This is a genomic window from Streptococcus sp. 1559 (assembly GCF_013276735.1).
Lineage (GTDB): Bacteria > Bacillota > Bacilli > Lactobacillales > Streptococcaceae > Streptococcus > Streptococcus pseudopneumoniae.
Window position 1 is genome coordinate 8449 of the sequence record NZ_VMLO01000035.1, and the last position, 3189, is coordinate 11637.

At 41.2% G+C, this 3189-nt stretch carries 4 protein-coding genes; 3 read left to right on the forward strand and 1 reads right to left on the reverse strand.

The annotated features are described in order from the left end of the window. Positions 1–117: 117 nt before the first annotated feature. Positions 118–570, reverse strand: coding sequence for a universal stress protein (locus tag HT688_RS06005; RefSeq protein ID WP_050208772.1), 453 nt, complete (start codon positions 568–570; stop codon positions 118–120). A 171-nt stretch (positions 571–741) separates the two neighbouring features. On the opposite strand from HT688_RS06005, the gene HT688_RS06010 reads away from it, so the two are divergent. From HT688_RS06010 to rpmH, 3 genes are all read left to right on the forward strand, one after another. Next, the gene (locus tag HT688_RS06010; protein WP_000797852.1) at positions 742–1041 is read left to right on the forward strand and encodes a hypothetical protein; all 300 of its coding nucleotides are present in this window, start codon (positions 742–744) and stop codon (positions 1039–1041) included. A gap of 156 nt (positions 1042–1197) precedes the next feature. After that, on the forward strand, positions 1198–2412 hold the full coding sequence (locus HT688_RS06015; RefSeq protein WP_138700872.1) for a pyridoxal phosphate-dependent aminotransferase: 1215 nt from the start codon (positions 1198–1200) through the stop codon (positions 2410–2412). 144 nt (positions 2413–2556) lie between these two features. Then, positions 2557–2691, forward strand: a complete 135-nt coding sequence (rpmH, locus tag HT688_RS06020; RefSeq protein WP_000831907.1) for a 50S ribosomal protein L34 — start codon at positions 2557–2559, stop codon at positions 2689–2691. Positions 2692–3189 lie beyond the last annotated feature (498 nt).

The following is a 3189-nucleotide window of genomic DNA, read 5'->3' on the forward strand; positions in this document are numbered from 1 at the left end:
GAAGTCAGCTCAAAACATGTTTTTGAGGTTGCAGATGGAAGCTGACGTGGTTTGAAGAGATTTTCGAAGAGTATAAATAGTAAACAAAAAGGAGCGCTGAGCTCCTTTTCTTTGTGATTATAAGGTTTTTTCTTGTTCTCTCACAACCAGCAAATCGACCTTAGCATGGCGGAGGATGTATTCAGATGAAGAACCGACCAAGAGGCGTTCAAAGGCGTTGAGACCAGTTGCGCCAAGGAGGATGAGGTCCACTTCCTCTGCATCTGGAATAGTACGTGCCAGTAGAGTTTTTGGATTTCCCATTTCAATGACGATATGAACATCTGCCACCCCAGCATCTTTAGCACGTTTTTCGTACTCTTTCATCAGACTTTCAGCGTCGACTTGGAGTTGTTCGTAAACTTCAGCATCAAAGGTGGATACGCTTTGGAGAGCGCGTGTGTCAATGACATGGGCGATGGTGAGTTTAGCGTCGTTTCGTAGAGCAGAATGAACTCCCTTGACAAAAGCCAAGTCTGCTTCCTTAGAACCATCGATTGCGACCATGATATTTTGGTAACGTTGTGCCATAATGAAACCTCCTGAAATTTTCTTACTACAATTGTAAACCTTTTCACTATAGAAGTAAAGCAAAAAAAGTATTTTTCAAAAAATGTTAGCGCTTGACATATGTATGTATATATGTTAAAATATATAAAAAAGAGTGAGAGTAAAGATAGAATATATTGGAGAGGAGTGGTTATGAAAAACTCTTTTCAAGAATCAAAAAAAATAAATTTCCTTTATTATGGAATCATCTTAGCTTCGGTCTTGGTAGAAGTGATCATGATCTGGCAATTAGATAGGTTGATTCCGCTTCTTTATCCAGGTTTTGTTGGCTTTTTAGTCTTTCATTTACTCTACCATTTGGTATTATTCCTAGTCGCTAAAAGAAGTGGTCGCTGGGATTACTTGATGATATGGGGGCTTTTCCTCATGTTCAATCTTCTCTATGACTCCTTTTTAGGCTTGCTTTTTCTAGGTTTATCTTTTGGTATGTGATCTTTCTTTGGCAAAACACCTGCTATCTCACTTGTCTTGACCTCGCTTTTAGCGAGGTTTTTCTTCTATATAAATCTAGTAACAGCTTCCAGCAAACTTGTCGCATTCTTTTTCTAGTGGTATAATGTTACTAGTCTGATGAATGGAGGAAACAAGATGAAAGAATATAACAAGTCTAGTAAGTTAGAGCATGTTGCTTATGATATCCGTGGTCCGGTTTTGGAAGAAGCCATGCGGATGCGAGCAAATGGAGAAAAGATTTTGCGTCTGAACACAGGAAATCCAGCAGAATTTGGTTTTACAGCGCCAGACGAAGTCATTCATGACTTGATTATGAATGCGCGTGATAGTGAAGGCTATTCTGACTCCAAAGGGATTTTTTCAGCTCGTAAGGCCATTATGCAGTATTGTCAACTGAAGAAATTCCCAAACGTAGATATTGATGATATTTACCTTGGAAATGGTGTCAGTGAGCTGATTGTCATGTCTATGCAGGGGCTTTTGGACAATGGAGATGAGGTCTTGGTGCCAATGCCAGACTATCCTCTCTGGACAGCAGCTGTCAGCCTAGCTGGGGGAAATGCCGTTCACTATATCTGTGATGAAGCTGCAGAATGGTACCCAGATATTGACGATATCAAGTCAAAAATCACTTCCAATACCAAGGCAATCGTCCTTATCAATCCAAACAACCCAACTGGAGCCCTTTATCCGAAGGAACTCTTGTTGGAAATTATTGAGATTGCCCGTCAAAACGATTTGATTATCTTTGCGGATGAAATTTACGACCGCATGGTCATGGATGGACATGTGCATACGCCTGTGGCGAGCCTGGCACCAGATGTCTTCTGTGTCAGCATGAATGGTTTGTCAAAATCTCATCGTATTGCTGGTTTCCGTGTGGGTTGGATGGTCTTGTCTGGACCTAAGACTCATGTTAAGGGCTATATCGAAGGGCTCAATATGCTGTCCAATATGCGCCTTTGCTCTAACGTTTTGGCCCAACAAGTCGTCCAAACCTCCTTGGGTGGTCACCAGTCAGTCGATGAATTACTCCTTCCTGGTGGACGGATTTATGAGCAAAGAAACTTCATCTACCATGCCATTCAGGATATTCCAGGTTTATCTGCCGTTAAACCCAAGGCGGGTCTCTATATCTTCCCCAAAATCGACCGCAATATGTACCGTATCGATGATGATGAGCAGTTTGTCCTTGATTTCTTGAAGCAGGAAAAGGTTCTCTTGGTGCATGGTCGCGGTTTTAACTGGCAGGAACCAGACCACTTCCGTATCGTTTACCTTCCTCGTGTCGAGGAACTAGCCCAAATCCAAGAAAAGATGACTCGTTTCTTAAAACAGTATCGCAGATAGGGCTTACATGAGAAAAAGCTGGAAACATTTGCCTAGAGCTATTGACAAAAGTGACAGAATCAGATAGAATGGTAAAGTATGTTTAGTAACTGATCACTTTATAGCCGGCTAAACGAATACAAAATCTATGAGGAGGTATTCATCGTGAAACGTACTTATCAACCAAGTAAACTTCGTCGTGCGCGCAAACACGGATTCCGTAACCGTATGTCAACTAAAAATGGTCGTCGCGTATTGGCAGCTCGTCGTCGTAAAGGACGCAACGTTTTGGCTGCCTAGTCTAAACCACGGAGAAGGAAAGTCAGTAGGAACTCGAGTCTACTGGCTTTTATTGTGCTTAAAAATAGGGGCAAGAGTAGATGAGTCCGGTGTCAAAGATAGAGTAGCTGGAAGCTAGGAAAGTAGATAGCGACTGCTAAAACAGTTTTAGAAATTGCTTTGCATTTCCTAATCAATCTGTTGCGTTTTTATTTCCTTTCGCTATAGATCTGTCTGGTAAAGGAAGGGCTCGTCATAAGCTATAGTAGATTGAAACGAGAATAGGACACCTCTACTTCTAAAACATTGTTAGAAATCGATTTGACTGTCCTGATCGATTTGTCCTGTTCTTATTTCATTTCACTATAGTTGAACCATCTCATTTTTAGGAGGGCTGGATGGCTAACTTCCTTATAGAACTTTCAGTGGGATTCAGCGATGAAAAAAATGATAAAAGTGTCAGGATAAGTGTTGACTAATTTTATCAAAGTGGTATAATGTAGCTGTGATAGCTGTGAT